This is a genomic window from Chamaesiphon sp. OTE_75_metabat_556 (genome assembly GCF_031378165.1).
Taxonomy (GTDB): Bacteria; Cyanobacteriota; Cyanobacteriia; order Cyanobacteriales; family Chamaesiphonaceae; genus Chamaesiphon.
In genome coordinates this window covers 1-6,431 of sequence record NZ_JANNDR010000158.1, presented here as the reverse complement: position 1 = coordinate 6,431, position 6,431 = coordinate 1, and the positions used below count along the sequence as shown (strand labels likewise).

Annotated in this window: 6 protein-coding genes and 1 pseudogene; all 7 read right to left on the bottom strand. The window is 48.7% G+C overall.

What is annotated here, in order from left to right:
* Nucleotides 1-110: 110 nt before the first annotated feature.
* A complete protein-coding gene (locus RMO27_RS06645) occupies nt 111-599 on the bottom strand; it encodes a DUF4079 domain-containing protein (RefSeq protein ID WP_309730823.1) in 489 nt (162 codons plus the stop codon).
* Nucleotides 600-731: 132 nt separating this feature from the next.
* The gene (locus RMO27_RS06640) at nt 732-1,196 is read right to left on the bottom strand and encodes a tryptophan-rich sensory protein (protein WP_309730821.1); all 465 of its coding nucleotides are present in this window, start codon (nt 1,194-1,196) and stop codon (nt 732-734) included.
* 130 nt (nt 1,197-1,326) lie between these two features.
* Nucleotides 1,327-1,767: an NADAR family protein gene (locus RMO27_RS06635; RefSeq protein WP_309730819.1), complete on the bottom strand. Its 441-nt coding sequence runs from the start codon at nt 1,765-1,767 to the stop codon at nt 1,327-1,329.
* Nucleotides 1,768-1,920: 153 nt separating this feature from the next.
* Complete coding sequence (locus RMO27_RS06630) at nt 1,921-3,246, bottom strand: HhoA/HhoB/HtrA family serine endopeptidase (RefSeq protein ID WP_309730816.1); 1,326 nt, start codon at nt 3,244-3,246, stop codon at nt 1,921-1,923.
* Nucleotides 3,247-3,527: 281 nt separating this feature from the next.
* Nucleotides 3,528-4,865, bottom strand: a complete 1,338-nt coding sequence (locus tag RMO27_RS06625) for an N-acetylmuramoyl-L-alanine amidase (protein WP_309730813.1) — start codon at nt 4,863-4,865, stop codon at nt 3,528-3,530.
* Nucleotides 4,866-5,503: 638 nt separating this feature from the next.
* Complete coding sequence (locus RMO27_RS06620; RefSeq protein WP_309730810.1) at nt 5,504-6,058, bottom strand: peroxiredoxin; 555 nt, start codon at nt 6,056-6,058, stop codon at nt 5,504-5,506.
* Between the two features lie 151 nt (nt 6,059-6,209).
* A pseudogene (locus tag RMO27_RS06615) lies at nt 6,210-6,431 on the bottom strand (fatty acid desaturase); the annotation flags it as partial.

Below are 6,431 nucleotides of genomic sequence, written 5' to 3'. Positions count from 1 at the left end.
TCTTGGGCTTTGCCCAAGTAGAGCACCTTTTCAAGACAGCGAATCAAGACATTACCCCTACCCTAAATACTGCACAAATTGCGCCTAACAGTTCGATCGAGTCAAGTAGTCTAGATCGACAAACCTAACTTCAAGCCCATCAACGCATGGACGACCATCAATACCAGGATCGTACTGCCAAAATAAGCATGGACTTTCCGCAGTTCAGGTTTGTCACCACCGAAACCAGTAAACGAAATCAGGCTATTAATTGCCAGGAATATCAAGACAATCGACCCAGTGAGAAAGTGCGGACTCGCCATCACTGCATGTTTTTGGATGACCAAAGATAACACGCCACCAGTCGCCCCAATTGCCATCATGGCAAACATCACTGGCATAATTTTCCGATGCTCAGCCTTACTTTCGATCGCGGCTTTGAGATCGCTAGCCATGAGGACGCGTCCTTTCCAACCAGCATAAGCACCATAGCCACCCATCACAAACATCACGATACTCATAAAGAACGGATGTCCCCAATGAGTAAGCGGTTCGGGCAGATTGAGGGCGCGAAATTGACTAGCCAGCGGTTCTAATAATTGTGATAACTGTTCGCCCACGATCTCTGTATTATCCTTTGTCTAGAATTGTTTCGATCGCTATTGTACAAGAGGATCGGGGAGACTGGGCGACCAAGAGATGGAGGACTACAAGCTCGCTCGATTCTTAACTCCTAGCTCCCACCTCCCAACTTAATTCAACCCTTCCATCACCCAAGTGACATAAGTCCCGATCGGACTCCACAGCAGATAAGGTACTAATAGCCAGGTTGCCGTACTCGAAACAGGATAGACCAAGATCGCCAGAATTAGCCCTAAAACCCAGCCTGCCGCGCCGACAATCGTGCCAGCGCGGAGATTCTTAAACCAAAACATTGAGGGCGTGTAGAGCATAATTGCCACCTCTAGCAGCAGATATAATGCCATCAATCCCCAGGGTGGATTGTTAACGGGAGCTGCTTCCCAAACATTGTATGCCGACCACACACCACAGATCAAAATTACCGTCCAGATCACAGGAATCAGTCCCTCAAATGTCAGCCAGGTCGGACGGCGTTGGCGATTGAACCACCTATATCCTTCAGCCGTATTCAATCGCCCCAGCCCAAACGCCACTAATATCGCCACGATACCGATTACCAGCCAGGATTTAATCATTAGGGGATAGGAAATAGAGGATAGGGAGTAGAAAGGCGATCGAGTTGAGTTGCCGTTGAATTTCTAAAGTTCACAACCTTCAAAATCGATCTAACTTCTCTATTCACTGTCAACTGTCAACCGTCAACTGTCAACTCTCCCTCAATATCTTTCTGACGCGCATTAAAGTCAATCCCAGTTGATTGCGCCCCGTACCATCTTTGCCACAGCCCCAATAATAGTCATGGGGTGCGTTTTCGACGATCTCTTCATCACCAGTACCGAGCAGAATTTCGCGCAGATCGATGTGAACTTGAAATTTGCACGATACGGCTTTGAACATGATTTCATCTTTGACTTGTTCCCAATCACCGCGCAGGGGCAAGCTGCGCTTTCGACCTAGCACGGCGGCATCTTTGGGGGTATTGACCGATCGAATTTGTTCGAGATAGGGCGTACCGACAAATTTTTGGGCTTGGAAATAATGTTCGGTGGTATTCCACCACAATTTATCCATCACAAATCCATGTTTGGAAAAGTTGGAAAAGCAACCATAAGGTGGTTCTCGATCGGTATAAAAGTAGATTGTCAAAGTTGGGAGTTGGGAGTGTAGGAGCAAATTAAGGTACCCACAAGGAGCACCCTCCACAGTTAACTTGTAGGGGTGCCCCTTGTGGGTATCCTAACTATCTGCTGTTGCTAGCCATGAAGGAATCGGAGCCGATGTGAGTAACAACCTCAAATCTTAGGGTGATTCCCGCTCTTCAGTAAGCGGCGGCGCGGCAACTGGAGTGACATTTAGATTGACATCTTGCCCATTGCGACGGATTTTGACGGGGACACTACTGCCAATCTTAGTTGTTTCCATCGCCTGCTGAACTTGGTTGGAATTTTGGACAACTTTGCCATTGACACTGGTAATGATATCTCCAGTTTTGATGCCAGCAGACGCGGCGGGTGAGTTGCGGATGACGCGGGCAATCAGGGTGCCTTTATCGGTATCGATTTTGAGATTGGCGTCGGGATCGCTATTAATTTGGCTCTTGAGTTCAGGAGTCAGATTAATCATCTGAACGCCGAGGAAGGGGTGATCGACTTTACCATTAGCAATCAGTTGGGTGGCAATCCGTTGGGCAGTATTGATGGGAATTGCAAAGCCCAAGCCTTGGGTACCGCGCAGAATTGCGGTATTCATCCCGATGACTCGACCGCTAGCATCGAGCAGGGGGCCGCCAGAGTTGCCAGGATTGATCGCTGCATCGGTTTGGATGTAGTTGACACGTTTGTCTGCTGCGCCGATTTCGCTGCTACTGCGTCCGGTACCACTGATAATCCCTGCCGTGACAGTATTATCCAAGCCTAAAGGATTGCCGATCGCGATCGCCCATTCACCAGGCTTAATTTTTTCAGAATCACCGAGCTGAATGGTGGGGAGATTTTTCTCGGCTATTTCGATGACAGCGACGTCGGTGACTCGATCGATCCCTTTAACTTTACCCGCGATCGTCCGGCCATCTTTGAGAGTAACGGTCACTTTAGTCGCGCCAGAGACAACGTGAGCGTTGGTCATGATTTGACCGGTGCTGCCATTGCTGCTGACAATAAAGCCCGATCCGGTACCCTGTCTGATTTGGCGTTCGGTCGATCCCGAACCTTGTTGTGGTGTCCGATTGCCAAAAAACCGCCGGAAGTAAGGATTGTCGGTTTCATCCGCGTCTGAATCGACAGCTACTGTCGTTGATGCGTTGATTCTGACTACGCCAGGGCCGACTTTATCGACAACTTGGGTAATAAAATTTGTATTCGCACTAGCTAAGATACTCTTGCTACTGGCGATGCTGGGATCGGCCAGCGCGGGAGATACTAGCGTTGGCGGTGGGATCTGTTCTTTAGCCGCCAAGTAGCCGAACGAACAACTGGCGATCGTGCTGAGCAACAGCAAGGAGAAATATTTACTCCCTTGATGCAATACTTTCAGGCCAATATGTCGTGGCGATCGATGAGGTTGATTATTTGGTGCTGTAACTTCCGACCGATCTTCAACTGGTAAGTCTGCTTGGGTTTCTGACATACAAATCACACCTATACGATTCTTGTAGCAATCTCAGCTAACTGGCTCTATGTGGCCAAACTAGAGCCGATTTCCGCAGGCTCACTGCTAAAATTATAGCTTAGAAGTCTAGCTGCTAGTTATGACGCAGCCAGGTGTGATTTGTTGCCGATTGCCGTCTAACTCCTTTAGCCACCTCGATTTTAGCTATTGTCACCAATGCTAGTTTTAGCTCGGATTGCGCCGAGCTGTCCGGTTGTAGGCAGCCAGCGCAGAGCTGATGTTTAGGCTCGGTGGCGCGACTAAAAGATCCCAGCAGTCTCGTACAATCGCCTTAACACAGCAGCAATTTTGATGGTGTACTGGCTATCTGCCGACCATCTGCCGTTGAGTTGACGCATGGTGGGTGCAACGCCGCGTTTGACTAGTTCAAATCTGGGGGCGACACACTCTTGAACTAATAGATCGTTACTGGCATAGGCTTTGAGCTGTTGGATGTGCGCGCGAATCCCCAGGCGGAGATTGATGAATTTTGCCCATTCTGACTGTCGATCGCCTAGACTTCCAAAATTATTAAATTCGGGTAAGATGGCACCGCCAAAGGTCAGGAAGCGGGTTTCTAGACACATTTGGGCAAAGGCGAGATCGTGATTGACACCTTCAGCTTTGGCTTCTTCGATGTAGATTTGAGGGAGGTTGGGAAACTGTTCGATTGCTGCTGGGGTATTGGCGGCGAGAAAGTCATTGAGCTGATTGGCTGTAGTCTGTCCTGCGCACATAATCCGATCGAAATCTTCGCCATTAAAGGCATGTTTGGAGCGAATATTGTAAATCTTGCCGATTTCGGAGACGATCGAGATATTCAGATCCCGCAATTCGATCGCTTTAACATAGACGATCCCCCGATAGCGAATCCGCCGCATTAGCGGATTGAGAGCGAGATTGACACCCAATCGATCGGCCAAATCGATCGAAATATGCACGTTGCCATCGATCGAGATCCCCGATTCGGGATAGGACTCACCATTGACCTTGAGATGGACGGGGAGAGTGTGATTGCCACTGGTAGCCTGCATCTGGGCATCACGACTCCATGTGACTAACCCATCGGCAATGCCGAGCGCAATTTCGCGGCGATAAGCCTGAATCTTCTGACGATCCTCGCTATCAAATTTAAAGCCGATTTCCATCAATAATGACGGAATTGTCAAGCGGCGACAAAAGGACAAACTCCCCGTACCAGTGACCGTGTCTGGCTTGGCTCCAAGGCTGGGTAGATCGGGGACGCGACTGGAGAAGGCCAACAATAGCATCTGGGCGTGATTCTTGCGCTCGCCGTTTTTGGCAATATAAAAAGTACTCACCCCTTTAGTTTGGGACTGGGCATAAGCATCGGCATGTATCCCCAAGGCGATATCTCCTGGTTTGGCTCGCTTGTCGATCCAGTCGATGCTCAATCTAGGGTGGTCGAAATCAGGTACAGCCACAACTTCAAAGCTGCGGTTTCGCAATTCTGGGACGATTAAGTCGCGCAGAAACACCATTTCTCTAGCTTCATTTGGCGCGCTACCGATCGTTTCGGGATCGGCGGCGGCACCATCATAGCCACCGTAGATCGCACAGATAAAAATCCTTCCCATGAAAATTGTTCTCCTTGCCAATTAGTTATTTAACGATCTCAGGCGTGCAGCGGTTACTTATCTATAATAGATTTGAATATTAATTAGGTTTTAACTATCGACTGGCAATCGATCTCTCGGATACATACCTAGTACATTGAGCGATCGCTTGCTGTAATTTTAATTACAATTTTTGATGATTTGCTGTTGCCGATCGTAGCCGATCGAGCTGTCGATCTCCTTGGGGCATTTGGCTGTTTTCCAGATCTTTTCAGCCTTCCGGCTGAACGCTAGATGATTGTGTTGCTAGTTTTCGGCTATTTGTCGCGATGGGGCGATCGATTCTGCCAGCGGAGATCTGCACACTGAATCGAACTCAACTAGTAGCAATGTTCAGCCACGAAAGTCGATCGATGACGAAGACGATGATTTGGAGGTCAACAGCATGAGATGTGTTTGGCTGGCTGGGATCAGTGCTAATTTTCGATCTTCTCTAATTTAACCGAGATCGAGAGTTGCCTTCACCTAGATGATGAGAAATTTTGCTCGCGATGACCCTAATATCGAAATGGAGCGGAGAACGTTCATGCCATTGATGTTCTCCGCTCCAGCAGCGTCCAAATTTTGATGATTTCCAGCTAGCTTGTCGATCGTTAAATCTAAGCTTTGGCTGACTGCAATCGATCGAGTTCGACTAATACTTCTTGACTATGAGCCGTCGGATTGACATTCGTAAATGTTGCCCGCAACACACCTTGGGGATCGACAATAAAACTGTGGCGCATCGAAAAAATCCCCAGCCACGAACCGTAAGCCTTGCTAATTTTGCCATCGGTGTCAGCTAAGAGCGGGAATTTCAAGCCTTCCGAATCGCAAAACTTGGCATGAGAATCGACCGAGTCCGCACTCACGCCCACAATCTCTGTGTGACGTTGCTGATATTTCCCGATATCCTGTTGAAATCGCCGTGCTTCTAAGGTGCAGCCGGAAGTAAAATCTTTGGGATAAAAATATACGACTACCCACTTGCCAGCATAATCAGCCAGCGAGACGCTGCCCGTGCCCGTATTCGTTGGTAGTGTAAATACTGGTGCTGGCTGGTTCAAAGTTGGGAGTTTGCCACCTAGTGCCCACGCCGTAGGGACGAAATTCCCCCACAACAGCGCACTCACACAAATTGCTAATAGGCTAGTTAGAAAATAACGTCGATGCATGGGAGTGAGGAATTGGGAGTGAGGAGTGAGGAGCGGGGAGCGGGGAGCGGGGAGCAGGGAGCTGGGAAATAAAAGAATAATGACGCCAGCGCCCAAAAGCTCTATTCACTATACACTATCCACTATCCCCTATCCCCTATATCGATCGATATTAAATCTTACTACCTGTATTCGAGACATAGTGACAGTTCTCCTTAGCGTCCCAGAAGGCTGCCCAGACGGAGCGATCGGATTTCCGATAGTGGTCTCCTAATACTGGTTTAATCGCCTCTGTAGCCTCTAGGAGGTGGTTGTGCGGGATAGATAAGAAGATATGGTGAGCGACATGGGTACCGATATTGTGGTGGATATCATTGATGAAACCATAGTCAAC

Excerpts from the sequence above, each read along its gene's own strand:
- RMO27_RS06640 (WP_309730821.1), bottom strand. The coding sequence starts at position 1,196 with ATGATTAAATCCTGGCTGGTAATCGGTATCGTGGCGATATTAGTGGCG.
- RMO27_RS06630 (WP_309730816.1), bottom strand. The coding sequence starts at position 3,246 with ATGTCAGAAACCCAAGCAGACTTACCAGTTGAAGATCGGTCGGAAGTT.
- RMO27_RS06625 (WP_309730813.1), bottom strand. The coding sequence starts at position 4,865 with ATGGGAAGGATTTTTATCTGTGCGATCTACGGTGGCTATGATGGTGCC.
- RMO27_RS06620 (WP_309730810.1), bottom strand. The coding sequence starts at position 6,058 with ATGCATCGACGTTATTTTCTAACTAGCCTATTAGCAATTTGTGTGAGT.